At 67.8% G+C, this 23914-nt stretch carries 24 protein-coding genes, 1 tRNA gene and 1 pseudogene; 18 read left to right on the top strand and 8 right to left on the bottom strand.

Features of this window, described 5'->3' with window-relative positions; genetic code table 11:
• Window positions 1–3: 3 nt before the first annotated feature.
• Genes OG912_RS08990 through OG912_RS08980 form a run of 3 tightly spaced genes read left to right on the top strand, consistent with a single transcriptional unit; the run spans window position 4 to window position 1910 of the window.
• Entirely contained in the window at window positions 4–360 is a 357-nt protein-coding gene (locus tag OG912_RS08990) for a DUF952 domain-containing protein (protein WP_327708906.1), read from the top strand.
• On the top strand, window positions 357–1289 hold the full coding sequence (locus OG912_RS08985; RefSeq protein WP_327708905.1) for an SDR family oxidoreductase: 933 nt from the start codon (window positions 357–359) through the stop codon (window positions 1287–1289). The genes OG912_RS08990 and OG912_RS08985 overlap by 4 nt, the downstream gene beginning before the upstream one ends.
• 6 nt (window positions 1290–1295) lie before the next feature.
• Window positions 1296–1910 carry a nucleotidyltransferase domain-containing protein gene (locus OG912_RS08980; protein WP_327708904.1) on the top strand — a complete coding sequence of 205 codons (615 nt, stop codon included), beginning with the start codon at window positions 1296–1298 and terminating at the stop codon, window positions 1908–1910.
• A gap of 63 nt (window positions 1911–1973) precedes the next feature.
• On the opposite strand, the gene OG912_RS08975 is transcribed toward OG912_RS08980, so the two are convergent.
• Complete coding sequence (locus OG912_RS08975; RefSeq protein WP_326738684.1) at window positions 1974–2585, bottom strand: TetR/AcrR family transcriptional regulator; 612 nt, start codon at window positions 2583–2585, stop codon at window positions 1974–1976.
• A 101-nt stretch (window positions 2586–2686) separates the two neighbouring features.
• On the opposite strand from OG912_RS08975, the gene OG912_RS08970 reads away from it, so the two are divergent.
• The 5 genes from OG912_RS08970 to OG912_RS08950 all read left to right on the top strand — a co-directional run bounded on the left by OG912_RS08970 (window position 2687) and on the right by OG912_RS08950 (window position 5565).
• The gene (locus tag OG912_RS08970) at window positions 2687–4189 is read left to right on the top strand and encodes an MFS transporter (protein ID WP_327708903.1); all 1503 of its coding nucleotides are present in this window, start codon (window positions 2687–2689) and stop codon (window positions 4187–4189) included.
• A gap of 152 nt (window positions 4190–4341) precedes the next feature.
• Window positions 4342–4617, top strand: coding sequence for a type II toxin-antitoxin system Phd/YefM family antitoxin (locus OG912_RS08965; RefSeq protein WP_327708902.1), 276 nt, complete (start codon window positions 4342–4344; stop codon window positions 4615–4617).
• The gene (locus OG912_RS08960) at window positions 4614–4874 is read left to right on the top strand and encodes a Txe/YoeB family addiction module toxin (protein WP_327708901.1); all 261 of its coding nucleotides are present in this window, start codon (window positions 4614–4616) and stop codon (window positions 4872–4874) included. Before OG912_RS08965 ends, OG912_RS08960 begins: the two co-directional genes overlap by 4 nt.
• A gap of 192 nt (window positions 4875–5066) precedes the next feature.
• Window positions 5067–5140, top strand: a tRNA-Ala gene (locus OG912_RS08955).
• 59 nt (window positions 5141–5199) lie between these two features.
• Window positions 5200–5565, top strand: coding sequence for a hypothetical protein (locus OG912_RS08950; protein ID WP_327708900.1), 366 nt, complete (start codon window positions 5200–5202; stop codon window positions 5563–5565).
• Between the two features lie 92 nt (window positions 5566–5657).
• On the opposite strand, the gene OG912_RS08945 is transcribed toward OG912_RS08950, so the two are convergent.
• Complete coding sequence (locus OG912_RS08945) at window positions 5658–6692, bottom strand: hypothetical protein (protein ID WP_327708899.1); 1035 nt, start codon at window positions 6690–6692, stop codon at window positions 5658–5660.
• On the opposite strand from OG912_RS08945, the gene OG912_RS08940 reads away from it, so the two are divergent.
• From OG912_RS08940 to OG912_RS08925, 4 genes are all read left to right on the top strand, one after another.
• Window positions 6651–6959 (top strand): hypothetical protein, encoded by a 309-nt coding sequence (locus OG912_RS08940; protein WP_327708898.1) that lies wholly within the window; start codon window positions 6651–6653, stop codon window positions 6957–6959. The genes OG912_RS08945 and OG912_RS08940 overlap by 42 nt on opposite strands.
• A 407-nt stretch (window positions 6960–7366) precedes the next feature.
• Window positions 7367–7843 (top strand): hypothetical protein, encoded by a 477-nt coding sequence (locus tag OG912_RS08935; RefSeq protein ID WP_327708897.1) that lies wholly within the window; start codon window positions 7367–7369, stop codon window positions 7841–7843.
• 418 nt (window positions 7844–8261) lie between these two features.
• Window positions 8262–12290 carry a hypothetical protein gene (locus tag OG912_RS08930; RefSeq protein WP_327708896.1) on the top strand — a complete coding sequence of 1343 codons (4029 nt, stop codon included), beginning with the start codon at window positions 8262–8264 and terminating at the stop codon, window positions 12288–12290.
• 10 nt (window positions 12291–12300) lie between these two features.
• A complete protein-coding gene (locus tag OG912_RS08925) occupies window positions 12301–12741 on the top strand; it encodes a hypothetical protein (protein WP_327708895.1) in 441 nt (146 codons plus the stop codon).
• Here OG912_RS08925 and OG912_RS08920 read toward each other — a convergent pair.
• The 4 genes from OG912_RS08920 to OG912_RS08905 all read right to left on the bottom strand — a co-directional run bounded on the left by OG912_RS08920 (window position 12738) and on the right by OG912_RS08905 (window position 17627).
• Entirely contained in the window at window positions 12738–13250 is a 513-nt protein-coding gene (locus tag OG912_RS08920; protein ID WP_326738690.1) for an AMIN-like domain-containing (lipo)protein, read from the bottom strand. The genes OG912_RS08925 and OG912_RS08920 overlap by 4 nt on opposite strands.
• Window positions 13251–13333: 83 nt before the next feature.
• A complete protein-coding gene (locus OG912_RS08915) occupies window positions 13334–14062 on the bottom strand; it encodes a hypothetical protein (protein ID WP_327708894.1) in 729 nt (242 codons plus the stop codon).
• Window positions 14062–17016: a hypothetical protein gene (locus OG912_RS08910; protein ID WP_327708893.1), complete on the bottom strand. Its 2955-nt coding sequence runs from the start codon at window positions 17014–17016 to the stop codon at window positions 14062–14064. Before OG912_RS08910 ends, OG912_RS08915 begins: the two co-directional genes overlap by 1 nt.
• Window positions 17017–17057: 41 nt before the next feature.
• On the bottom strand, window positions 17058–17627 hold the full coding sequence (locus OG912_RS08905) for a DUF2690 domain-containing protein (protein WP_327708892.1): 570 nt from the start codon (window positions 17625–17627) through the stop codon (window positions 17058–17060).
• A gap of 397 nt (window positions 17628–18024) precedes the next feature.
• On the opposite strand from OG912_RS08905, the gene OG912_RS08900 reads away from it, so the two are divergent.
• On the top strand, window positions 18025–18669 hold the full coding sequence (locus tag OG912_RS08900; protein ID WP_327708891.1) for a hypothetical protein: 645 nt from the start codon (window positions 18025–18027) through the stop codon (window positions 18667–18669).
• A gap of 81 nt (window positions 18670–18750) precedes the next feature.
• Here OG912_RS08900 and OG912_RS08895 read toward each other — a convergent pair whose 3' ends face one another.
• Window positions 18751–19170 (bottom strand): hypothetical protein, encoded by a 420-nt coding sequence (locus tag OG912_RS08895; RefSeq protein WP_327708890.1) that lies wholly within the window; start codon window positions 19168–19170, stop codon window positions 18751–18753.
• A gap of 136 nt (window positions 19171–19306) precedes the next feature.
• Between OG912_RS08895 and OG912_RS08890 the strand changes: the two genes are divergently transcribed.
• Both OG912_RS08890 and OG912_RS08885 read left to right on the top strand, forming a co-directional pair.
• Window positions 19307–19861 (top strand): hypothetical protein, encoded by a 555-nt coding sequence (locus OG912_RS08890; protein WP_327708889.1) that lies wholly within the window; start codon window positions 19307–19309, stop codon window positions 19859–19861.
• A 57-nt stretch (window positions 19862–19918) separates the two neighbouring features.
• Window positions 19919–20215 carry a hypothetical protein gene (locus tag OG912_RS08885; protein ID WP_327708888.1) on the top strand — a complete coding sequence of 99 codons (297 nt, stop codon included), beginning with the start codon at window positions 19919–19921 and terminating at the stop codon, window positions 20213–20215.
• A gap of 3 nt (window positions 20216–20218) precedes the next feature.
• Here OG912_RS08885 and OG912_RS08880 read toward each other — a convergent pair.
• Window positions 20219–20759 (bottom strand): annotated as a pseudogene (locus OG912_RS08880) (NUDIX hydrolase).
• Between the two features lie 1135 nt (window positions 20760–21894).
• Between OG912_RS08880 and OG912_RS08875 the strand changes: the two are divergent.
• The 3 genes from OG912_RS08875 to OG912_RS08865 are packed head-to-tail and all read left to right on the top strand — an operon-like array spanning window position 21895 to window position 23746.
• A complete protein-coding gene (locus OG912_RS08875) occupies window positions 21895–22683 on the top strand; it encodes a dual OB domain-containing protein (protein WP_443060961.1) in 789 nt (262 codons plus the stop codon).
• A gap of 14 nt (window positions 22684–22697) precedes the next feature.
• On the top strand, window positions 22698–23312 hold the full coding sequence (locus tag OG912_RS40040; protein WP_356088347.1) for a DUF488 domain-containing protein: 615 nt from the start codon (window positions 22698–22700) through the stop codon (window positions 23310–23312).
• The gene (locus tag OG912_RS08865; RefSeq protein WP_327708885.1) at window positions 23309–23746 is read left to right on the top strand and encodes a DUF488 domain-containing protein; all 438 of its coding nucleotides are present in this window, start codon (window positions 23309–23311) and stop codon (window positions 23744–23746) included. The genes OG912_RS40040 and OG912_RS08865 overlap by 4 nt, the downstream gene beginning before the upstream one ends.
• Window positions 23747–23914 lie beyond the last annotated feature (168 nt).

The raw sequence follows: 23914 nt of genomic DNA, 5'->3' as shown, positions 1-23914 counted from the left end.
CCCATGGCCGAACTGCTGCACCTGACCGAACGCCCGCTGTGGGAGGCGGCCCGCGGGATCGGGACGTACGAGATGTCCACCCGCGGCCGCACCCTGCACGAAGAAGGCTTCATCCACTGTTCGCTGCCGCACCAGCTCGCCGGTGTGGCCGAGCTGCTGTACGGCGCCGGGAGCCGGGCCGGGGCCGGTGACCAGGACCTGGTGGTGCTCGTCATCGACACCGAACGGCTCCCCGCGCCCGTGCGGTACGAGTCGCTCCCGCCCGGCGGCGAGGAGTTCCCGCACATCTACGGACCGGTTCCGGTCGAGGCGGTCGTGGAGGTGCGCCCCTGGCCGCACAAGGAAGGCAACCCCTCATGAACCCCACAGACCGCACGCAGGATTCCGAAGGCGTCACGAACGGCCCCCTCACCGCCGTCACCGGCGCGAGCGGCGCGCTCGGCGGCCGCGTCGCGAAGCGGCTGACCCGGGCGGGCGTCCCCGTAAGGCTTCTGGGCCGCGACCCCTCCCGGCTGCCCGAACTCCCCGGTGCCGACACCGCACCCGCCGCCCCCTACGGCGACGGGGAGGCCATGCGCCGCGCCCTGGCCGGGGCGCACACCCTGTTCCTCGTATCGGCGCACGAGAGCCCGGACCGGGTGCACGAGCACACGACGGCCGTGGACGCGGCGGTCGCGGCGGGCGTCGAAAGGATCGTGTACGTCTCCTTCCTCGGAGCCGCACCCGACGCGACGTTCACCTTCGCCCGCGACCACTGGGACACGGAGGCCCACATCCGATCCTCCGGTGTCCGGCACACCTTCCTGCGCGACAGCTGGTATCTGGCCGGGCTCCCGGCGATGACCGGCACCGACGGCGTCCTGCGCGGACCGGCCGGCGACGGCAGGGTCGCCGCGGTGGCCCACGAGGACATCGCCGACGCGGCGACCGCCGTCCTGCTGGCCGGCACCGACCCCACCGGCCCCACGCACGACGGAGAGACGTACGACCTGACGGGGCCCGAGGCGTTCACCCTCACCGAGGCCGCCGAGGAGCTGAGCCGGGTCACCGGACGGACCATCACCTACGTACCGGAGACCCGGGAGGAGGCCTACGCCTCGCGGTCCCGATACGGCGCGCAGGACTGGGAGGTGGCCGGCTGGGTGACGTCGTACGAGGCCATCGCGGCCGGGGAGATGGCGACGGTCTCGGACGCCGTGCCGAGGCTCACCGGCAGGCCGGCCATGAACCTGGCCACGTACCTCCGCGAGCATCCGAACAGCTACCGCCACCTCCTCACCCCGGGCTGACGGCCGATGCGCACGGAGACCCCCTGGGGCCCCTGGGACCCGATGTCCCTCGCCGATGCCGTGCGCCTGCTCTCCCCGCTGCGCACGCCGTGGTGGATCGCGGGCGGGTACGCGGTCGAGCTGGCCGTGGGCCGCGCCTACCGGGACCACGGCGACATCGACGTACTCCTGCTCCGCCGCGACCAGCTCGCCGTCCAGCGGATCCTGCCGGACGGGCAGTGGTGGGCCGCCGATCCGCCCGGCACCCTGCGGCCCTGGCTCCCCGGCGAGATCCTGCCCCCGCAGGTCCACGACATCTGGTGCCGCCCGTGCGCGGACGAGCCGTGGCGCGTGCAGTTCATGCTCGACGACGCGGAGGACGGCGACTGGGTGTTCCGCCGCGACCCGAGGATCCGCCTTCCGCTGGACCGGCTAGGGAAGGTTTCCGGGGACGGCGTTCCCTACCTCGCGCCCGAGGTCCAGCTCCTCTACAAGGCCAGGTCCCGGCGTCCCAAGGACGAGCAGGACTTCGAGGCCGCGCTGCCCGTCCTCGACGCGGACCGGCGGGCCTGGCTGACCGAGACGATCACCTTGGCCGAGGGCGCCGGTCACCCGTGGGCGGCCCGGCTGCGGGCGGTCTGACGGCTCTTTGGCGTTCCGGCGGGTGGGCGTCCGGCTCGGATCACGTACGTCGGTACGTCCGGCTCAGATCACGTACGTACCCGCTTTCGCCGCCACGACCGCGGCTTCGGCGGCGCGGTCGGCGGCCGCCTCGTCGAGGGGGTCGCCGCTGGCCAGCAGCCGGTAGTAGAGGGGGGCCGAGACGGCGCGGATCACCTCGTCCGGATCGGTGCCGGCGGGGAGCTCACCGCGTTCGACGGCCTCGGTGACACAGCCCGACCACTCCTTGATGCGGACCGCGTAGAACCGGTGCAGAGCCTGTGCCGTGCGCGCGTCGCAGGTCGCCGCGGCGATCACGGAGCGGAACAGGGCGCCCTGGCGCGGATCGGTGAGCGTGGAGAGCACGAGCCGGGCGTTGGCCCGGAGGTCCTCGGCCAGTGAGCCGGTCCTGGCGCGCGGCAGGGACTGCTCGGCCATGTCGTCGAGAAGATCGGCGATCAGGCCGGTGGTGGTGGACCAGCGCCGGTAGACGGTCGTCTTGCCGACCTCCGCGCGGCGGGCGACATCGGCGAGGTCGAGCCGGTCGAAGCCGTGCTCGGCCAGCGCGTCACCTGCCGCGCGCAGGACGGATTCGCGGACGCGGGCGGTGCGCCCGCCGGGCCGGACGGTACCGGGTTCCACACTGTCGGACGTCATAACGGTTCTCCAGTTCCATTAATGGCGCTTCCTCTGCTACGGTCGTTCCATCTTAACGGAACCACAGAACCGTTAAAACTCCCGTCCGAGGAAGGACGACCATGTCCGCACCCAGTCAGACCCCGCAACGCAGCGCCCCCGCTGCCACCACGGTCACCGCCCCCGCCACCACTGCCACCGCCGCGGCGCAGTCGGCGGCCCCCCGTATGACCGGACGGCAGAAGCTCGTCCTCGCCCTCCTCCTCGGCGCCCAGTTCATGATTGCCGTGGACTTCTCGATCCTGAACGTCGCACTGCCGGTCGTCGGCGAAGGACTCGGCTTCTCCCTCCCGAACCTTCAGTGGATCGCCACCTCCTTCGCCCTGGCCGCCGCCGGATTCACCCTCCTGTTCGGCCGCATCGCCGACCTCGTGGGCCGCAAGCGCCTCTTCGTGGGCGGCATGGTCGTCCTCGGCCTCTCCTCGGCGCTCGGCGGTCTTGCGACCTCGCCCGAGGTCCTGCTCACCGCGCGGGTCCTGCAGGGCCTCGCCACCGCCGCCGTCACCCCGGCCGGCCTCGCCCTGCTGACCACCGCGTTCAAGGAGGGCCCGCTGCGCGAACGGGCCCTCGGCCTCAACGGTGCTCTGATGTCCGCGGGCTTCACCGCGGGTGCGATCCTCGGCGGACTCCTCACCGACCTGCTCTCCTGGCGCTGGGCCTTCTTCATCAACGTCCCCGTCGCCGCCCTCGTCGTCGCCCTGGCCCCCTCCGTCATCACCGACTCGCGCCCCGCCGAGCGGCCCAAGCTCGACATCCCCGGCGCCGCGACCGTCACCGGCGGACTGCTGCTCCTGGTCTTCGGCCTCACCCAGGCCGGCGCCACCGGCTGGACCACGCCCACCACCCTGGCCGCTCTCCTCGCCGGCATCGCCCTGCTCATCGGCTTCTGGTTCGTCGAGAAGAAGGCGGCCGCGCCGCTCGTCCCCGTACGCATCCTCAAGCGCCGCAGCGTCATCTGGGGCAACACCACCGGCCTGATCGCCTTCGTCACCGAGACCTCGCTGGTCTTCCTGCTGACGCTCTACCTCCAGGAAGTCCTCGGCTACTCGCCCCTGGCCACCGGTCTCGCCTTCGGTGTCCTGGGCATCGGCACGGTGATCGGCGGCACGCTCGGCGGCCGGGCCGTCGGCCGCTTCGGCAACCGGACGACCATCGTCGCCGGCGGCATCATCCAGGCGGTCGCCACACTCTCGCTGGTGGCGCTCGGCACCTCCGGGGCCTGGATCTGGCTCCTGCTGGCAGCCACGTTCATCGGTGGCATCGGCAACATGCTGATGATCGTCGGCTTCATGGTCACCGCGACCTCCGGCCTCCCCGACGACGAGCAGGGCCTGGCCACCGGCCTCGCCACGATGACCCAGCAGGTCGGCATCACCCTGGGTATCCCGGTGATGAGCGCCATCGCCACCGCCCGGATGTCCGCGCTCGGTGACCCCGGTCCCGAGGGCGTCCTCTCCGGAGTCTCGATCGCGATCCTGGTCAACTCCGCCCTGGTCCTGGCCGGAGCCCTGCTCGCCGGAGCCTTCCTCCGCCCCCGGAGCGCGAGGAGCGGCGACCGGCGGTGACGGCGCGGAGCGCGCACTGTACGCACACGACCGACCGGAGACGCGGGGCCGCAGCGGCCCCGCGTCTCCTTGCTCCCTTGGGTCACGTACCAATAACCCGTACGATAGTGGTACCGGTTTTCGGTACGACTTGAAATGGAGAGAGGTGGCCGATGACCATGAGCGCGAGCGAGGCTCGACAGCGCCTGTTCCCTCTGATCGAAGAGGTGAACAACGACCACACGGTCAAGCGGATCTCCTCCAGGGCCGGCGATGCGGTCCTGATGTCCGCCGAGGACTACGACGCATGGCAGGAGACGGTCTACCTGCTTCGGAGTCCGGCGAACGCCGCCCGGCTGATGGCTGCCGTCGCGCGCGACAAGGAGGGGGCGGCCACCATCGTCAAGACCATGGGGGAGCTGAACGCTTTGGCCGAGGGTGCCGAGTGAGGGAAGTCCATTTCGATCCCGACGGCTGGGAGGACTTCGATTCATGGTCGGCCGACCGGAAGACACTCCGTCGACTGGCCCGGATGGTCGGCGAAATCCAGCGAACGCCTTTTGAGGGGATCGGTAAACCGGAGGCCCTCAAGGGAGACCTCTCCGGGTGCTGGTCCCGTCGCATCGACGACGAGCACCGACTGGTCTACCGGGTCGACGAAAAGATAGTGAAGATCCTCAAGGCTCGTTACCACTACGGTCGTTGAGTGAAGTCGTATCGATCTCCCTGTCCGCGGGGTGACAGTGGCTGCAGGTGGCAGACCTCGTTCGTGGTCGCCGTCCCGCTGGGGCGGCAAGCACGCGGCCGCCGTTTGCGGCACCGAGCCGAGTGATCCGTCGGCGCTCGCGAAATTCGAAAGCGGCGGAGTGCGGGCGGCTTATACGATCCCCACCGGGGCGGGGCTCGTAGCGCAGTGGTCGTCGCGCCTTCACCGCATGTGGGAGGACGCCGGTTCGAATCCGGCCGGCCCCGCCCCCTCTGTGCGGTCAGCAGAGCGACACCCGGTCGAACGCGAGGAGTTGGCAGGGCTGATGAGCACACCGGAACCGCTGACCGACGAAGAACTCGCCGACATCGAGGAAATCACCGAGGCCACGACCCCTGGTCCCTGGTACCTGCGGATACTCGACGACGACTGGGCCATGGGCCTCGTTGCCGTCAGCACCGTTCCCGACACGGGGCGCGGCGAACGCCGGCCCGGCTTCGACCACCACGAGATCGTGGCCGCCACTCTCGTCCAGCAGCCGCGCTACGTCGATGTCGCGGACGAACGCTGGGACGAGAACGCCCGGTTCATCGCCAACGCCCGCCAGGACATTCCTCGCCTGATCGCCGAGATCCGCCGCCTGCGCGGTGCGCTCGAAGCCACGGCAGCACGGGACGCCGCGGCGAGCTGACCACGCACGGCGGGCCGACCGGTATCGGTGGTTCCGCTCGGCGGCGACACCGCAGAAGTCCTTGGCGGGGATCCTCGTCCGCGGCGGTGAGATCAGCTCAATGGCGGCCAGGGCCCGGCGAGCAGGCGCCTTGCCTCCTCGACGATCGCATCCGCCAGTGGTGCCCGGTCGCCGCGTCGGATCACCGTCGAAGCGTTGTACGCGTCGGTCTTCTCGACCAGTGGCTCGAGCTGCTGCGGCCGGGCCAACGCGGCCCAGCCTTCGTACGTGATCAGGTCACCGCCCGGGCCGGGGTCCAGGTGGCCGTTCACGATCAGCTGGAGCCACCAGCGGACGAGTTCCCAGCGGGCCGCTTCCCAGGGGAGGTTGGTGGCGTCGGCAGGGAGGTCCTGAAGCAGATCGAGCTCGGGCAGGACCTGGTCGAAGAGCGCGTCGGCCTGCTCGTGCTCGGAGCGCGACAGGCCGGCGAGGAGGGGGAGGGATTCCGCCTCGACATCGAGGACCAGGGCCGTGAGGCCGGCTTCGATGAGCTGTTCGGGGTGGTGTCGTCGGCCGATCAGGCGTTCCAGGGCCAGCATCCGGAGGCAGTCGACGGCCTCCTGTGCGCTCGTGGCGTACGGGGTGAACGGCGTGGGCGCGGTGACGTCGATGCCCGGGCCGTCCTCGACGAAGTACGACCAGAAGTCGACGGCTGTCCGGGCGGCGGTGGGGGCGTTGCCTGCCCAGCCCGTGAACTCGTGTCGGATGTAGTCGGCGAGGTCGTTCCCGTAAATGATGATGTCGGTCTGCCATACGGACAGCACGGGGTGCCCGTACTCGCCCGCCATGCCGGGCAGGTAGCGGTGCCCGTAGACCGGGACCAACTGCGGTACGGCCGCCAGCTCGGCGCGCGCGACGCGCAGCGCGTCGGCGGCATCCGCGGGCCTCGACGGCCAGGCGGGATGCCAGAACACGTTGTGCTTCACATCGAAGAGCACGCCCTCCACCGGCCACGCCAGCCGCTCGGCCAGGTCCTCGGGGTCGCCGTTTCGCCAGTCGGGCCACCCCGACGAACCGTGGGGGAGCCCGGCGGCGAGGAAGACCCTGTGATCTGCGGAGAAGGTGAAGCCGAACTGCCGCTCGACCAACTCGAGTTCCTGCCCGCTGAGGCCGGGGCCGATCTCAGTTCGGAGCATGCCCTGGAGAAGCCGGGCGGCTTCCGGCGTCAGGCAGGGGGGCGACTGCGTGGTCATGCCGATCAGCCTAGGTACGTCGGCGTCAAGAACTACGTCGACGCCCAGCGTGACCGCCTGTGCGGTGATCTGGAGGCGATCGTGGCCGCCAAGCTCGACTCGGGAGCCGAGGCGGGCGAGGTGAGGGACTTCGAGGCGAAGACGCAGGATCTCCTCTGCTGACCGCCGGGCGGCGCGGCGAGGGGGCGGTGCTCGCCGTCGGAGCCGCGACGTGAGCACGCAGTCGTGAGCAGGGAGCCGTGAGCACGGAGGCCGGCGAACGCGCCGCGGGGTGTTCATGACGTCGAAATACGGTGAAATATAAGCCCGTTCGGAGGGCGCGGCACGCTCGCCATGGCCGTCGTGCGGCTGCGGGCGGTGTGGTGCGCCCGGGTGGCGCCGTCGACCAGGTGAACGAACCCTTTGTCTATGCATAGGCGTCTTGTTGTCCATATCCAGAGGAATGGCGAATTGGATGTCAAATGCTCATTTCTTTTCGAGACGGCGGAAAAAAGATCTCGCAATATGTGTGTGCGTCGCGATACTCTCCGTACGCCGAGATCACATGGCGCTTACATTTAGGGGGCAAAGTGAAGATTTATGCTGGGCTTGCCGGTATCTCCGCCGCCCTTCTCGTCGCAACTGTGGCGGCGCCCGCCGCGTCGGCGGCCGACGGAACCGGCCCGACGGGCAGTGCACCGATCGCGACCGTGAATATTCAGGGGATCACGGTCGACAAGCAGGCGAGCGACACGACGAAGAGCATTGTTGCGGCCAATGCGGGGGTCGCCGCGGCTGCCGCCAATGTCTGCGGAACGGGATACACCATTTCCGTCAGCGCGGCCCGGTACGGAACGTATGGGACCACATACACCTGGACGAACGGGAAGACCACGGGGAGCAGCTACTACGACAAGCCGATCTGCGCCGTCTTCTTCAATGACACCGGGGTCGCCCATTCGATGCGGCTCAAGCTGGCCGACAATTACACCGACACCGCGGACGTCGAGGACTCGGGAACGTTCAGCAGCTACGCCGGGCCCCTCTACCACCACCGTCATGGGTGATTTCCCCGGCGGTGCAGACCCGGACGACCCGAAGGTTTATATCGACTCGGTCATGGAGTACTGAGGTTTCACCGGCCCGCCGTCGGCCCCGCGATGACAGCGAGGGCGTGTCCACGCGGACGGTGCGAAGCCCAGGCGCTGACGGCCGCGCCTACCAGACCCGGTGACGGCGCCGACGAGCGCGTGCCGAACGAAGGGGGCGACGTTCCCTGTGGCGGGGAGAATCAGCCATTCCATCTCCCCTATTTTTCCACGCTGTTGACACCCGCTCCGGGAGCCCTGCAGATGGTGGCTCCGCAGGCGTCGGACCGGTCCCTCGGAGGGCCCCGAAAAGCAGCCACGGTTGGTCAGGAGAGGTTCACGGCGCGAGGCGAATGCATCGGGTCCCGCCGGATATCCCACCCATTGGAGGAGACACATGCCGAAGCACAGACACCGAATACGCCGAAGGAGCAGAGCCGTCATCGGCCTGGCCGTGTGCGCCACGGTGATGGGGCTGGTCCAGACGCCGGCGTCCGCCGCCGAGCCCGTGCCCCCGGGCGCTGCCGAGGGCTGGTCCGCGGCCGGCGGCACCGAGGTGAAGGACCTCCGCCCGTCGGTGGTGCCCGCCGGCAGCCGGAGTGCCGTACTGGGCGACGGTTACGAGGACTCGGCGGACCGGATCTGGACGTCGTCGGGCGACGGGACGGGGTTCCACGTCCTGACCGCCGTCGCGAAGGACGGCTACCGGTGGAAGACCGCGGCGACGCTCTCCGAACCGGGTTTCGACACCGACACCTGGATCGGCAACGTCTGTGTGACCGCCTCGGGAAAGCGCGCGGCCGTCGCGTACGCGCCCCGGACGTTCACGAACAAGCCGGAGATGATGACACGCGGCGCGTTCACCGCCGTGGTCGACCTGACCAGCGGCAAGGTCACCAAGCTGCCGTTCCAGGCGACGCTCGGCTACTTCTCACCCGGCTGCGGTACGGGTGAGGACGCCGTGTTCTCCCAGTTCACCGACGACGACTCGGAGCGCAACGAGACGCGGCTGATCCGGGTGGACAGCGCGCGGGGCGCCGCGGGCAAGACGCTGACCCTGAACGGCCAGGTCACCTCGGCCGTCCCGGTCGGCCGGGACATCGTGGCCGCGCGCGGATCGAGCCTGGCCAGGGTCGACGCCGACGGGTCGGTGCACACCGTCGGCGAGACGGTGGCCGTGCCCTTCCAGCTCAAGCCGGACTCGGACGGCGGTGTGGTGTTCCTGGACCGCGCCGCCGACCGGGGCAAGCGGCCCCAGGGCGCCGTGCGCCGCGTGTCCGCCGGGCAGATCAGCGCGGGCACGGGCAAGGGCGGCAGAATTCCCGGCGTGCTCGCGTCCGGGGACATGGCGGGCCTGGACCTGGCGCGTGCCGCGTCGGGGACGGTCTTCGTCACCGGCGATGCCCAGGTCCGGGGGGTTCTGCCGGGCACGGTCAAGCACGTGGCGGGCATCGACAAGGACGCCACCGTATCGACGTCGGGGAAGGCGGCCGTCACCTCGCGGTGGGCCGACGGCAAGGACTCGCGCATCCGCCCCGAGGAAGCGCTGACCGCGCGCACGGTCCGTACCGACGTGCATGTGCTGTCCACGGACAGGTCCGTGACCCTGGACGCGCTGCCCGCGGGTGAGATGCTGGGCGGCGAGAAGGCCATGACGGCAGGCACCAGCGCCTCGCCGGCGCTGCCCGAACCGGAGCCCGCCACGATGGCCCCGCGTGCCGCCGCCGAGAGCCCGGTGGACGCGGACCGCTACTGTTCGGTGCCGCGCGGCGATCCCCGCAAACAGGCGTTCCAGCCCACGCCCCGGCAGGTCGAGTGGGCCGTGGACCAGGCCGTCACCGGCAACCTGAACAAGCACATCTCCCGTGCGGCCGACTGGAAGAACACGGGCATGGCCGCCTACCAGCCGCAGAGCCTGTTCCCGCTGGCACCGATGGCGGGCGACCCCGGTGACGACGAGGACTACCACATCCCCGCGCAGGTGATGCTCGGCATCACCGCGCAGGAGTCCAACATGTGGCAGGCGACCCGCTACGCCGTGCCCGGTGTCACCGCCAATCCGCTGATCGGCAACTACTACGGCATCGAGTACGCCGCCGACGGCGAGCAGAGCGACCCCTGGAAGATCGACTTCACGAAGGCCGACTGCGGCTACGGCATCACCCAGGTCACCGACGGCATGCGGGTGCACGGCAAGGAGAAGACGGGCGAGACGCCGCTGACCACCACGCAGCAGGAGGCCGTGGCACTCGACTACACCGCCAACATCGCCGCGGGCGTGAACATCCTCGTCGGCAAGTGGAACGACACGTACAACGCCGGGATGCTCGTCAACGAGGGCAGCCCGAAGTACATCGAGAACTGGACGTTCGCCCTGTGGGCGTACAACGCCGGATTCCATCCCCAGTCCGAGGCGTCCCAGAACGGCGGCAAGTGGGGGGTGGGCTGGACCAACAACCCGGCCAACCCGCTGTGGAAGGCCAACCGCACCCCGTTCCTGGAGAACTCCGAGCACAAGGACGACTACTCGCACGCCGCGCACCCGCAGGACTGGCCGTACCAGGAGAAGGTCATCGGCTGGGCGGCCCGCCCCATCTCCGCGATGTTCGCCCCCGGCGACATGCAGGCCGGCTACCGGGCCGCCTGGTGGAACAGCGACACCCTGCGTACCGGTGCCAAGCCGGCCGAGGACCTGTTCTGCGACTCCTCCAACAACTGCAACCCCGGCAAGATCGGCGAGAACGACTCCAACGACCAGGGCAAGGGCGCCTGTGAGCTGGACGACCCCAGCTCCTCCATCCGCCTCTACTGCTGGTGGAACAAGGACGTCAAGTGGAAGGACTGTGACGACGGCGCCCAGTGCGGCAACCCCGTCCACCGCTTCGACGACACCTATCCGGAACAGCCCGACGGCAACGCCTACCCGCCGCGCTGCCAGGCCGAGATCCCGTCCGGCACGTACATCGTCGACAACCTGCCCGATGGCACACGGCCGGCCGGATCCGATCTGCGCACCTGCGGCAACGTCTCCTCGGCCGGATCGTTCACCTTCGACTTCGACACCCCGTCCGGGAAGATGGACCTGCACCAGATCGGTGCCGCGTACGGCAACCACTTCTGGTTCTCGCACACCCGCAAGGCCAGTGACTCCGACGGCGCGCGTCTGAAGACCACCGGCACCTGGTCGCTGGGCTACGAGATGACGCAATGGGTCCGCATCATGGTGCACCTGCCCGACCACGGGGCCCACACCCAGCAGGCGCGCTACGAGATCGACACGGGCAACGGCACCTTCTCCCGGAACCGCACCATCGGCCAGAAGCGCGGTACGAACGAGTGGGTGTCGCTCGGCGCCTACAACGTCAACGGCAAGCCGCGCGTCCGGCTGTCGAACACCACCCTCGACGGCACCGGCAGCGAGGACATCGCCTGGGACGCGGTCGCCTTCCAGCCGCTCCTCGGCAAGCCCAAGCACATGGTCGCCGTGCTCGGTGACTCGTACAGTTCCGGTGAGGGCGCCGGTGACTACTCCTTCGAGAGCGACAAGGACCACGGCACGTCGGAGTGGAACGGCTGCCGCCGCAGCGACAACGCCTGGGGCCGCAAGCTCGTCCTGCCGGGCATGACCGAGTCGGTCGGCGCGGACACGGACGGCTGGGGCTACGACGCGGAACTCGGTTTCGCGGCCTGTTCCGGTGCCATGACGAAGAACGTGGCCACCGTCCCCTCCGGCAACGTTCCGCAGAAGCACAAGGAGGGTCAGTTCAACGAAGTGCTCCAGGTCGACTCGGGGGTCCTGAGCAGCGACACCACGCTCGTGATGCTGACCCTCGGCGGAAACGACGAGGGCGGCTTCGCGGGCGCGATGATGGAGTGCAGCAACATCACCAGCTGCGTCTCCGACTCCTTCATGGCCGACAAGAAGGCCATCGTCGACCGGATGATCCCCGACCTCCGTGCGGTCCTGGAAAAGATCGCCGCCAAGGCGGACAAAGCCCAGATCGTCCTGATGGGGTATCCCGAACTCCTCAGCCGATCGGTCAAGTGCGCCGGTTCCTGGTACATCGACATGCCGGAGGTCGAGGCCCTGGCCGAACTGGTCAACTATGCCGACGCCGAACAGAAGAAGATGGTGGACGATCTGCGCGCCAAATCCGGTCTCAAGATCGAATACGCCGACCCGGTCAACGCCTTCGTCGGCCACGGTGGATGCGACGACCCCGAGTGGATCAACAAGATCGTCGTCGGCCCCGCCGGCGACGGCGACTTCCACGACGGCGACCCCGCGGCCGAACCGGCGTCGTGCCTCTGGGGCCTGACGGGCGGTCGGTGCATCAGCCGCGAGTCCTTCCACCCCAAGAACGCCGGTACCACCGGCTACGCCGACGTCATGAAGAAGCGCCTCGGCGAGATCGGATATACGTGATCCTGACCCGGTGACACAGGAACCCACCACGCGCACCCGGTCCCGTGGGACCGGGTGCGCGGCCCTGGCCATATCCGCGGTGGCCCTCGGCATCGTCGCCGTCTGCCTCGCCGTCACCGCGGCCGTCACCGGCTTCCTCGAAAGGCCGGACCCACCGCCCGAGGAACTGCTCGGCAAGAAGTCCGGCCTCACCGAGTACCGGTTGGAGAGGGCCGTGGAGGACGGAACCCTCACCGATGCCGAGATCGCGTACGCGGCCGGCGGACGGTGGAGCGCCGTGCGTGAACGCTCCACCATCCGTGTCGTCGTCGGCTACAGCCCGGGACCCGTCTGCTACCGGTACGAGATTCCGTACCCGCTGAACGGCACCACGGCCGTCCACCGCAGCCGGCTCGACGCCTGCCCCGCCCTGACGGAGGAACCGGTGCAGGGCTCCAACGGTGCGACCTAGCGGTAGATGTCGACGACCACGCGGTTCGGGGCCGTCAGGGTGAAGACGTTGTAGCGGGAGACCGGCCCGTCGAGCGTGATGCCGAAGGACGGCTGGGAGTGCTGTTCGTAGAGGTACTGGACGGCCTTGACCGTGGGCAGGGCGAACGGCTTCACGATCGGGTTGGTGTCCGTGTAGTCGCCGCTGCGGGCCGGATAGAGGTCGGTGAAGAGGTACGAACTGCCGGTGGTGGCCAGGCTCGCCGTCTGACCGCTCGGGGGTCCGTAGTCCGGGCTCGTGCTCTGGTTGACGGTGACCTGCGGCAGGGTGCCCGTGCCCAGGTCGAAGACGACGCGGTCGTAGCCGTCGTGGGTGGCGGCGCGTACCCCGTCGACGCATATGTTGTCGCAGATCTCGGCCGCGGCCCGCGCGGGCGTCGCCGAGGCCATGGGTGCGGCGACGAGTGTGGCGAGGAGAGCGGTTGTCGCCGGAGCGACGAAGCGGACGAGAACGCGTTGTGCGGTGCGCATGATTCCTCATTCTGTCGAGATGGGGATCCGGGCGGGAGGCCTGCCGCCTCGGGCAGGGCCTCCCGTTTCCGGTCATTTGCTCGTTAGGCCGCCGCGTGTCCGAGGATGCGCAGCGAATAGGTGTCGTACGTCCGGTGCAGGACCATCACCACGGGGCCCGAGGTGAGCACTCCGCTGACGACGTACTCCTTCTTGTTCTTGGTCTCGGCGGCCCGCTCCTTGTACAGGGAGTCGGTTTCCCTCTTGGCCTGTTCGACCCAGGAGGACGCCTTGGCGTGATCGATTCCCGCCACGTCCAGTCCGGTGCAGGCCGAGAGGAAGTCGAGAGCGCCGGGCTGGTCCGTGCCGGTCCCGCACAGCAGGGACGACAGGTTCGTGTGGTCGGCGAATCCGGCCGACACCGTTGTCCCGGTGCCCTTTCCCGTTGTGCCGCGTCCGTGGATGTACGTTCTCATCTTCCCGTTGGGCATTTCCTGCTTGACGGGTTTGCCCAGGTCCAGACTCCAGTTCTTGGCGAGCCGGGAGAGGTAGTCCTTCCCGGTGTATCCGGCGGCCATCGTGACCCCCGCGCCGATGCTGGGACGGTCCTTTCCGGCCACCGCGTGCTTCGGCAGGGCGCTGGCAGGCGTCAGGTCCGGCGTCGCGGACGGCTTGGCGGCGGTCTTGGCCGCTGCGGCCGTCGGTTGCCCGGACGCCGTCGTCGGCGCGGACGCCGCCGTCTTCTCAGGGGTGCTGCTGCCACAGGAGACCACCCCCGCCGCACCGATGGCGAGGGCCATCAGCACGACGGGAACGCGGAGGACGGTCCGCATCACAGGCCGCCGTCGTTGAGGCCGCAGATGCCGGGGTCGGCGAAGGTGGCCGGAATGAAGCCGACCGCGTCGAACACCACGTTGCCGTCCCCGGTGGCACCCTTCTGGATGTTGTCCAGTTCGATCCGGCCGCCCTTCCAGAAGGTGAAGGTGCCCATCTCGACCCAGGTCTCCTGGCCCGCACTGCGAGTTCCCTGGTTGATGCTGCAGTGGTCGGACTCGGCGCCGACCGTGTTCTCGCCCGGGATGAAGTCGTACCCGATGGTCGCTTCGGCGCCGTGGCTCGGCAGGTGGACGAAGACCCGGTAGCGGTTGCCGGGCTCGTCGCCGGACGGAAGCAGCTTCGGGTTGATCTGCCACCGGCCGGTGACCTTGTGGAAGATCTCCCCGTAGGGGTAGCTGTGCGTGAAGTACACGTGGTGGTCGTACCCGGCGCCGAGCTGGTGCAGGTCGATGTTGCCGATGTAGGGGGTCGCGCGGTAGCTGCTGTCTTCCCTCTGCATGGTGAAGTTGTCACCGGACTGGAGGGTGAACTTGCCGTCCCAGGCCGCCTCGAAGTCCCCGCAGTCGTAGGTGTCCTCGTGCTCTCCGAGGTCATCGATGACGATGGCGTTGGGATTGCCGTTCGGCCAGTCGAAGCAGTTGCCGTGGTCGTACTTGCTCTGCAACTCGGGTTCCGACGCGCCGAGCGAGTAACGGAGATTCTCGGTACTGGAGTTGCTGCCGCTCTGTGAGCCGATCCACTCCGCGCTCTTGCCCCAGTAGCACAGGTTGTTCCAGCTCGGGCACGGGTCGGCCGCGGCCGGGTCGCACGCGTTGGACGCGTCGCAGAAGGCGCCGTACGGGGGCGTCTTGAGGACGGACAGCGGCATGTCGGGCCGGACGTAGGACTCTTCGTTGTTCCAGGTCCGCTGGGGGTTCTCCGCCCAGCCGAGGATCTTCTCGGGGTAGTTCCACTCGCCGGGGCGGGACGCGTCGTCGTAGTTGTAGCGCAGGAACGGGTCGCGGTCGGCCGGGTAGGTCGGGTTGATCGGGTTGTTGAAGAAGCCCAGTCCGGCGTTGGCCCCGACGGTGTAGACGCCGGAGTTGTAGCCCCAGAGCGCCATGTACCAGTTCTCGATGTAGGTCGCGCTGCCGCTGTTGGCGTTCATGCCCAGATCCTTGAGCTGGTTCCACTTCTCGCCCAGGATGCGCAGACCGGCGGCGATGTTCGCCGCGTAGTCCGTGGTGACGGCGCCCGCGTGCAGGGTGTCCAGCTGGTCCGGGTACGCCGAGTCCATACCGGTCGTGACCTGGGCGATGCCGTAGCCGCAGTCGGCCGCGGTCACGTCGGGGTAGCCGTGGATGCCGTTCCCGTTCCCGAGCCAGTCGGACCGGGTGACGTTGCCCGAGTCACCGTTCATGGAGTGCCAGGACGCCTGCTTGAAGTTGGACTCCTGGGCGAGGATGCCCAGCATGACCTGCGCGGGAATCTCGCCTCCGCCGGTCAGGACCGGCTTGGGGAACAGACTCTGCGGGGTGTAGGAGCCGAGGCCGGTGTCGTGCCAGTCCGCCGGACGCGAGAGGGTCAGCCTGCCGTGGACCGCCTGGTCGACCGCCCACTCGACCTGGTTGGCGCTGGCCTGGAGAGCCTGCCGCTTGGGGTCGTTGCGCTTGACGATGCAGGGGGTCTCCATGCGCGGGATCTTGCCGATGACGGCCGCGCCGAGCCCGGAAAGGCACTGGGTCTCAGGGCCGCCCTCACCGCAGTTGGCCGGATCGTCGTCATCGGACATGGCGAACGCGGCCGGGCCCATCGGCAGCGTCGCGTCCGACTTCGGCCGCTTGCGGTCGGCGTCCACGAGCGTGGTGGCCTGCGTGCCCGTCCTCAACGCGGTCGCCTTGACGGTGAGGGATCCGGCGCCCTTGGCCGCGGACGAGCCGACGCCCTCGGTGACGCCCTTCATCTGCTCGGAGAACACCGAGTGGGTCACCAGATGACCGAGGCGCGAGATCCCGGCCACCCGGCCGTCCACGGCGTGCTTGGCGAGCCCCGGGGCCTTGCCGGTGTCGATGGCCTTCACGTCACCGACGACCGCGTCGCCCTCGGCCGTGCGCAGCAGCTTCACCTTGCCCTTGGGCGCGCGGCCCAGCTCGGTGAACTTCTTGCCGTCGAAGCGGGAGATGACGCTCTTCCCGCCGTTGACCGTGCCGATGTCCACGGCGCCGTTCGCCGAGGCGGCCAGCGCGAACATGGGGCCGGGCACCTTGGAGAGCTTACGGGCGGACAGCTTCGTCCTCCCGTCGTCCTTGAGGTCGACCAGGTTGCCGGAGAGGACGCCGACGGTGCCCTTCCCGGTGGGGGTGACGTGCGTCAGGAAGCCGTCGACGGTGCGGCGGGAGGAGACCGCTCCGCTGGTCGCGTCGACCGAGATCACCGTGGTCCGGCCGGCCGACGTGTCCGTGGCGGAACTGGAGGTGAACGCCACGTCGTCGCCCGCGCCGCAGCCCGGCGAGAAGTAGGCGAGCTGCACTCCGTCGGGAATCTCGGTGACCTTGCCGTCCGACAGCCGGATCACCGCGGCGAACGCGCCGTCGGCGTAGGCACCGGGCTTGTTGGACCAGACCGACGGGGCGTAGACGGCCGCCGCGTAGTTCCCCGAGCCGGTGGTGCAGACGTAGCCCGTCCACGGGCCGACGTCGGACAGTTCCTTGCGCTTGAGCCGGGCGACCTCGTAGAAGGAGAACCCGTCGCTCTCCCGCGCCGAAAGGATGTGAAGCCCTTCGGCGTCGCCGGTGGCCTGCACGATCTCGTCGGCCGATGAGGTGTAGTCCGCCCCGAGGTCCTTGCCGGGCGCGGAGAACATGCGCGTCGTGTTCTCCGCGGCGGTGGGGGCCGGTGCGGGATCCGCGGAAGCCAGCGGGACCAGCGCGGCGGATGCCGCCACCACGCTCATGATCATCAGTGGATTCATGGACAAGTGGCGTATGAGACGTCTTTTCCGCATGATGCTCCTCACATCCATTGCGTGCAGCTGCCGTGCAGGACGGCCATGCTCGCGTCGACCGGCCAGTCGTTCTCCTTGGCGGGGCTCTGGATGGTGTACTTCGTCGGCGCGGGGTCAAACGCGTTATCGACGTCGTTCCAGCACGCCTTCGCCGTTGTCTTTTTCCAGTTCTGCATCTTGGTGTAGGCGCCTGCCACGCCGCTGCCGAGAACGGCCGGGCTGTCACCGGCCTGAACGCCGCCGTCGGGATCGCGTGTCGTCCACAGGGTCAGATATACGGAGGCGGGCGACGTATCGAGATCGCGTGAGACCTTTGCCCATACGCCCTGACACATCGGCGACCAGAGCAGCCGTACCGAGACCGACTCGTCCGGCATGGTCGCCTGTTGTAGAATTTCTGCGTCCTTGTCGCACCCCATCGCAATGGGGTCCTTTCCCGAGCACGTGTCCCGAAAGCAGTCGAATTCCGCTGCGGCCGGGGAAGCCGCGATTCCTTGGAAGACTCCGGCCAGCAGCGCCAGTGCTGCTGTCGTCGGCCCCCATCTACGTATGCCGTGCACACCCATCACCTCGGACATTCCATGCCGCTCCGGGGGTCGGAGAAGCAGGCGCAGCCTATGTGAACGTGCGCGGGACTATGTGGAGTTATTGCGCCCCCACCTGCGCAGATGTCGAAGTTGGACATGTCGCCGCAGTACACCTCAAAGGTGGTGGGAGGTCGGGGCAGAGGTATGCCGGAGAGTGTTTGCCTGGCGATAGGTGCGGGTAATCGAGGCGCTCGCGAAAGGGTGATTGATGTGTACACGTACTACTTGTGAAATGCGCTTTCTGTGACTCCCTCAGGCGTGAAGCCCCGGGTGGAAGGCCCGATGGCTCGGAGTTTCTTATGAGATTTGGCCGAAAAGGATTGACCGGCCGGTACCGGTCCGCCGTCGGCCGGACGAGCGGGAGGGCGCACACGGGGCCACGGGCTGGATGAGCGAGGCGGAGGTGGCGAAGGCGCTGGTCCGGTCCCGGGACTTCCTGGCCGCCACGGGCATCGATCCCGGCGTCCTGCGCGGTGAGCGTCCGGCGAAGGCGCTCGCGCTGCTCAACCCGCACCAGAAGGACGTGCAGAGCTATGCGAAGACCGCGCTGTCCGCGCCGAGCGCCGACAACGACCCGCTGCACCTCTTCAGCCGGTTCGACCCGGCCCGGTTCCGCGTGGTCGACGACATCGTCCGCACCCTGGGGCGGATCACGTACCGCGAGGGCAAGAGCGGCGCGGTCGACGTCACGGCCGACGTGACGTACGTCTACCCGGTCGTCCGCGCGGACGGCGACAGCGACGAGGTGGCCCGGACCGTCGTCCGCCGCGAAACGGTCATGAGCTGGGAGGACCCGGCCAAGGTGCAGATCGAGCCCGGGACGTTCTCGCTCATCGTCTTCCGCACGGACGCCGCCAACGGCGGCTGTGCCAACCACACCGGCTACTACGTCCCGGAGTTCGCCGCCGACCGCGCGACCCGCGACGGATCCCTGGAGGGCGCCGCGAAGGACCTGTACGAGCGGGACACCTCCATGGAGGAACGCGTGCCCGAGGACGGCGGCGACCGGTGCGGGCGGGTCACACGGCTCTGAGGGCGGGTCAAACGGCTCCGTGGACGGGTTGCACGGTTCCGAGGACGGGGCCCTCATCCGTGTGAGGGCCCCGGAACCCGTCTACGCCCCGGGCCCGTTGGTGGTCTGCGGCTCGGGGCGGCGGGCTCGGCCGGCGCCCATGCCGCAGACCGCGAAGGTCACAGCGGCCAGGCCGAAGATGACCGCCAGGTTGCCCTTCGTCTGGATGGCGGCCTGCCGCTTCGCGATCTCCCTCTCCCAGAGCACCGAGCCCTGCTGGTTGGCGGCCTCGTACTCGGAGAGGCACTTCATGAACGGCCGGTCCAGCGGGTCGTCGCGATCCGCATCGCACCGGGATTCCTCGAAGTGGATCGACGCGCTGCTGGAATCGTCGAATGCCTTCCCCGACACCTTGGAGGCCGCGTCCAGCGCGATCGCGGAAAGGATCACTGCAGTGAGCAGGCTGATCATGGCCACGACGATGCACAGGACGGCTCCGGGACTGCGCCCTTGATTTGTCATGTCCGGGAGGGTAGTGGCAGGCGTGAACCGGGGCGACGGCACGAGTCGTTGGTGACCGCTTCGCCCGGTGGGTGCGCCTTGTCGGCGGCCCCGGACGGCCCGCTACGATCACGGCTCGCGACGATGGGATGAGGACATGACAGACGCGCACAGGGCGGCGGCCGACACGAACGCCACCGGGGCCTCCGTCGTGTTCCGCTTCGAGCTGGGGCGGGCGGACTGGACGGACGCGTTCCGCGGGGTCGGCCGCATGCGGGGCCCGAAGGGCCGGCTGAAGGCCCTGTACGTGCCGGTGCTGATCGGCGCGGCGGCGTGGCTGCTCGCGGACAGTCCCTGGGCCGGGTTGACGGTGTTCGTCGGAGGCGTTCTCGGCCTCTTCGCCCGGACTCGGGCCCTGGCCGCCCGCCAGACCCGGACCGGGGCCGCGCTGGGCGCCTGGACGGTGACGGTGGCGGACACCGACGAGGGGGTGCGCCTCTCCTGCACCGACATGGAGACCCGGCGGGGCTGGGGGAGCTTCGGCGGATACGTGGAGACCGTCGACGGGTTCGTCCTGCTCACGCCCGCCCCGTACCTCCTGGTCGTGCACTACCTCCCCAAGCGCGCCCTCGGCCTCGACGGTGTCAAGGGCGTCCGCGCCGTCCTCTCGCGCCGCCTCCCGCACCGGGGCGCCCCCGCGCCCCGGCACTGACGGGCTGCCGGGGAACGGCCCGCCGGTGCGATGAGTTCGGCGGCGTCACGGCCGGGGGTGATCGGCGAACCGGCCCGCGCCGAACCCCTCATCATTGAGGGCTTACGTCGAGAAGATGCCGACCAACAGCGAGGCCGGGCCTTTCACGCCTACTGGCTGGCCAGCGCCCAGCTCCGGCTGGGCAAACTCGACGAGGCATGCACCAGCGCCGGCCTCGCCCTCGACCTCGCCGCTGTCATTGATTCGCCACGAGTGAGCGGCCACGTCCAGGAACTTCACCGCCGAATGCTGCCCTACGCACGCGAAGCCCCCGTCCTCGCCTTCGAGCAACGTCTGCGTGAAGCCCTCGGCTGACCCTTATGAGGAACTGCCGGTCGTCTCGTCCAGCAGCAGATACAGCAGACCGACCAGGCTGCCACTGCTGACGACCTCGCGGCGGTCGATCATGCCGCGGACCTCCGAGATCGGAATCCACTCGATCCGGTCTGACTCGTTCAACTCGGTAGGCGGGCCTGCATATGAGGCGGCCTCGGCGCGGAAGACGAAGTGCTCGGAATCTGTGATGCCGTTCGCGGGTTGCGCGTAAACCAGCGGCTTGACGTTCTCCACCCGCCACCCGGTCTCCTCCTCCACCTCGCGAGCGGCAGTCTGCTCGGGGGTCTCGTCGGTCTCGATGAGGCCCATCGGAAGCTCCCAGCCCCAGGTATCGGTGATGAACCGGTGCCGCCACATCATCAGCACACGCTTTTGGTCGTCGACCACGGCTGCTACGGCCAAGTGCCGCATCCGCACGCAGGGTGTTCCCACCGCCGGCCGTCAGGCTGCTGGACGTCCACTAGCCAGAGGTTCACCCACGGGTGTTGTAGATCTGTCGCTCGCCATGGACGGTCCACCGCATGAGCCCAACTCCCTTGCTTCAGCGAAGCCTCCAGCATGTCACTTTGACGAGAATCCGTCCGTCCGCTCGGGGTATCGGCGCCACGTCGACGAGCGGGGGAATTGTGGAGTCGACCGGCGTGGCTGCCGGTGTGCTCGGTGGTGTCGCGTTTACGCGCGTCGAAGGTCCCACTGGAGGCAGGCCTGTTCAGCTGATCGCAGGGAATCCACGGATCCGCGGCGCTTCTGTGCCTCCATGCTCATACTGGCAAAAAACCGCACCCGGTCCGCGACGGACGCCGTCATCGGCGCCCCGCGGACCGGGTGCGGTCAGGTACGAGCGACGCGACCCGCGATATCGCGGGTCAGGCGGCCCAACCGGAGATCAGGCCTTCTTGGTCTCCTAGTAATGGGCCGGGTCGGTGACCTGCGGGGATCTTTTCTGCGGGTTGCTGACCTGGCCTTTTGCTGTTGGCTGGCGATGGAGTGTGACGGTCTTGATCGGGTGTCTTGCGGACTGCGTGCGGACTGCTGCTGCGGCGCTCTGCCGCCGGAGCAGCAGTGGCCTTAATCCTGGAGCGGGGTGTTGGCACAGAAGGAGTGGGCCTTTTTCGGAATCTCCTCGGCAGCGTCGCCACTCGATGCCGCACTGCTCAGCGCGGCGGCGGGCCTTGCCGTACGGCCGAGCTGGCTTTGTTGCGTGATGTCCCCGGAGGGAGGACCTCGCCACCAGCAGCGAGGTCGCCCCAGCCAGGACCGCGCACGCGGTGGCGGGCGCCTTGGCCAACCGCTTCAGAAAGCTCGTGACCTCCTCGGAAATGTACGACCTCGGCGTGCTAGCGGAGCTGGTCAAGGATTGGCGGGGTCGGCGATGAAGCGTCGGCAGGGCACGGTCTTCCACTCGGGTCACCGGGCGTCGAGAAGTTCATGATCTTGGAAGCCATGCGTGTCACGTTCCGGCCTCGCGCCTGACCTGACGGGCTACCAGGAACCGAGCGTCATGCGACTACGCCGAAACACCGCCCAACACCTAGTCGTCGGCTGCCCCGTGTGGCGCTAGCCAGCCGGCCTGGGGGCGAAGCGCACCATGATCTGGTTTGAACATCGCGCTAGCCTGAACGGCAGACGGGTGTCGTACCCCCGTCGTAGGCTCTTGGATGACTCGCGGAACTGACAATCCATTGCGCTCGTCATCGCTTCGTGTAGGTGCGCCGCGCTTTCGTCCCGCAGGAAGTCGCTGTATCAGATTTTTTTGGGGGGTACGCATGGCACTGATAAAGACACTCGTGTGTCTCGCAAATTCCCGCAAGCTTTCGGGCCGGTGTGTTGCAGGCATGGTTGACGACGATTCAGGAGAGTGGGTACGCCCAGTCAGCGCTCGCCTGAACCGCGAAGTCTCCGCCCGCGAAAGGCAGTACGAAGATGGAACCGACCCGAATGTTCTCGATATTGTCTCGGTGCCACTTCTTCGGCCACAGTCGCACAACTTCCAGATCGAGAATTGGCTCCTTGACCCCGATTACTACTGGAAGAAGACCGGCAGGGTTGGGTGGAGAGGATTACTGAGCTTGGAGCAGCGCCCCAGCACACTGTGGGTCAACGGGTCCAGTACCTATCATGGAAATAATGACCACATCCCGATTGAAGAAACTGTCACTCTTTCGGACTCGCTTAAGCTGATACGCGTCACCGACCTGACGTTACAGCTACATGTCCCCGGGGCGATGTTCGGTGATCAGAAGCGGGTCCTACGTGCCCGCTTCTCTTACAAGGCACATGAATATATACTGCGGGTGACCGATCCCCAATATGAGCTGGAATATATGGCCAAACCGGAAGGGGTCTACGAACTGGGTGAATCCTTCCTTACGGTGAGCCTGGGTGAACCGTTTGAAGGCTACGTCTACAAATTAGTGGCAGCCATTATCGAACGAGCGAATATCTAAACAGGCAGCAGGCGATGACACCTCATACAGTATTCACTATCGGCCATTCCACGCACAGCAGCTCAGGTTTCCTGAGTCTACTGCAGAAGCATGGAATCACTGCAGTCGCCGATGTGCGGTCGATGCCCGTCAGTCGATTCACGCCCCAGTTCAATCGATACGCTGTGGAGCGTATCCTGTCCGACGTCGATATTAAGTACGTCTTCCTGGGAAAGGAACTGGGCGCGCGTACCGGAGACCTCACCTGCTATGTCGACGGACGGGTGCGGTACGACCTTCTTGCCCGGACCTCGGATTTCGAGAGCGGCATCAAGCGCCTGCGGAACGGTTCGCAGAGCGAGCGAGTCGCTGTCATGTGCACCGAACAGGAACCACTCGACTGTCATCGTTGCGTGCTCGTCGCGCGAGTCCTCGAAGGGGACGGGATCACTGTCGAACACATTCATGGTGACGGGCATATCGAGGACCATGCCTCGGCCATGCGACGCCTGATGGCTAATTTCGGGCTGGATCAGGAAGATCTTTTCCGGACCTCGGTCGAGCGCCTCCAAGAAGCTCTCGACCGTCAGGAACAACGGATCGCGTATGTTAACGAGGAGCTTCGCATCGACGGGACACCAGAAAGATGAAACTCTACACCATTGGGTTCACGAAGAAGTCTGCCGAAAAGTTTTTCGGGCTATTGCGCGAAGTTGGAGTGACAGCGCTGGTCGATGTTCGACTCAACAACGTCTCACAACTATCCGGTTTCGCCAAGCGTGATGATCTTAGGTACTTCCTGGGTGAGATCTGCGGTGCGCAGTACGCTCACCGTACCGAGTTGGCGCCGACCAAGGAGATGCTCGACGCCTACAAGAAGCGGGATATCGGATGGGCGGCCTACGAAGAACGATTCCTCGAATTGATAAAGGCTCGTCAGATTGAGGAAACCATCCGGCGAGAGGTGTTCGACAACGCAGTCCTGCTCTGTAGCGAGGACAATGCGCAGCATTGCCACCGCCGGTTGGTCGCGGATTATCTCGCACAGCAGTGGGATGACGTCACAATCGAGCACCTGGCGTGAGCTGCGGCGCTGCGGTCAAGAGCCGCCCCACAACTACAGTCGTCTGAGCTGGCGCTGCCGGAGCCGCTCTCTGTAGCCGTCAGTTCGAAGATGAGCTCCATCCTCAGTTCGCTCACTTGCGCGAAGATCAGGCTTCCTCTCCCTGGTTCCATCGGGTCTACGATAGCC

The organism is Streptomyces sp. NBC_00464 (assembly GCF_036013915.1).
Taxonomy (GTDB): Bacteria; Actinomycetota; Actinomycetes; order Streptomycetales; family Streptomycetaceae; genus Streptomyces.
This window is presented reverse-complemented; position numbering and strand designations above follow the sequence as displayed.

Coding starts and splice junctions, on each gene's coding strand:
- OG912_RS08990 (WP_327708906.1), top strand. CDS start 4: ATGGCCGAACTGCTGCACCTGACCGAACGCCCGCTGTGGGAGGCGGCC.
- OG912_RS08985 (WP_327708905.1), top strand. CDS start 357: ATGAACCCCACAGACCGCACGCAGGATTCCGAAGGCGTCACGAACGGC.
- OG912_RS08980 (WP_327708904.1), top strand. CDS start 1,296: ATGCGCACGGAGACCCCCTGGGGCCCCTGGGACCCGATGTCCCTCGCC.
- OG912_RS08975 (WP_326738684.1), bottom strand. CDS start 2,585: ATGACGTCCGACAGTGTGGAACCCGGTACCGTCCGGCCCGGCGGGCGC.
- OG912_RS08970 (WP_327708903.1), top strand. CDS start 2,687: ATGTCCGCACCCAGTCAGACCCCGCAACGCAGCGCCCCCGCTGCCACC.
- OG912_RS08965 (WP_327708902.1), top strand. CDS start 4,342: ATGACCATGAGCGCGAGCGAGGCTCGACAGCGCCTGTTCCCTCTGATC.
- OG912_RS08950 (WP_327708900.1), top strand. CDS start 5,200: ATGAGCACACCGGAACCGCTGACCGACGAAGAACTCGCCGACATCGAG.
- OG912_RS08930 (WP_327708896.1), top strand. CDS start 8,262: ATGCCGAAGCACAGACACCGAATACGCCGAAGGAGCAGAGCCGTCATC.
- OG912_RS08920 (WP_326738690.1), bottom strand. CDS start 13,250: ATGCGCACCGCACAACGCGTTCTCGTCCGCTTCGTCGCTCCGGCGACA.
- OG912_RS08915 (WP_327708894.1), bottom strand. CDS start 14,062: ATGCGGACCGTCCTCCGCGTTCCCGTCGTGCTGATGGCCCTCGCCATC.
- OG912_RS08910 (WP_327708893.1), bottom strand. CDS start 17,016: ATGAATCCACTGATGATCATGAGCGTGGTGGCGGCATCCGCCGCGCTG.
- OG912_RS08905 (WP_327708892.1), bottom strand. CDS start 17,627: ATGTCCGAGGTGATGGGTGTGCACGGCATACGTAGATGGGGGCCGACG.
- OG912_RS08900 (WP_327708891.1), top strand. CDS start 18,025: ATGAGCGAGGCGGAGGTGGCGAAGGCGCTGGTCCGGTCCCGGGACTTC.
- OG912_RS08895 (WP_327708890.1), bottom strand. CDS start 19,170: ATGACAAATCAAGGGCGCAGTCCCGGAGCCGTCCTGTGCATCGTCGTG.
- OG912_RS08890 (WP_327708889.1), top strand. CDS start 19,307: ATGACAGACGCGCACAGGGCGGCGGCCGACACGAACGCCACCGGGGCC.
- OG912_RS08875 (WP_443060961.1), top strand. CDS start 21,895: ATGACTCGCGGAACTGACAATCCATTGCGCTCGTCATCGCTTCGTGTA.
- OG912_RS40040 (WP_356088347.1), top strand. CDS start 22,698: ATGACACCTCATACAGTATTCACTATCGGCCATTCCACGCACAGCAGC.
- OG912_RS08865 (WP_327708885.1), top strand. CDS start 23,309: ATGAAACTCTACACCATTGGGTTCACGAAGAAGTCTGCCGAAAAGTTT.